Source organism: Mesorhizobium sp. M2A.F.Ca.ET.039.01.1.1, assembly GCF_003998035.1.
Lineage (GTDB): Bacteria > Pseudomonadota > Alphaproteobacteria > Rhizobiales > Rhizobiaceae > Mesorhizobium.
Genome location: NZ_RZRY01001484.1, coordinates 1 through 510 on the forward strand (window position 1 = coordinate 1; position 510 = coordinate 510).

Below are 510 nucleotides of genomic sequence, written 5' to 3' on the forward strand. Positions count from 1 at the left end.
ATCTTCATCCTCGAGCTGTTCCACGGCCCGACGCTGGCCTTCAAGGACGTGGCGATGCAGTTGCTGGCGCGGCTGATGGATCACGTGCTTGCCGACCGCGGCCAGCGCGCCACCATCGTCGGCGCGACTTCGGGGGACACCGGGGGTGCCGCGATCGACGCCTTCGCCGGCCGCGACCGCACCGACATCTTCATCGTTTTCCCGCATGGCAAGGTTTCGCCGGTGCAGCAGCGGCAGATGACGACGTCAAGCGCTGCCAACGTCCACGCGCTGTCGGTCGAAGGCAATTTCGACGACTGCCAGGGCCTGGTGAAGGACATGTTCAACGACCACGTTTTCCGCGACAGGGTGTCGCTATCGGGCGTCAATTCGATCAACTGGGCCCGCATCATGGCTCAGATCGTCTATTATTTCTCGTCCGCTCTGTCGCTCGGCGCGCCAGACCGGCCGGTTTCCTTCACCGTCCCGACCGGCAATTTCGGTGATATTTTCGCGGGTTACGCCGCCAAG

1 protein-coding gene is annotated in these 510 nt (G+C 63.3%); it reads left to right on the plus strand.

The window, feature by feature from the left end:
* Positions 1–510: threonine synthase (gene thrC / locus EOA24_RS40565; protein WP_127410953.1), on the plus strand; the 510-nt coding region annotated here is incomplete at both ends.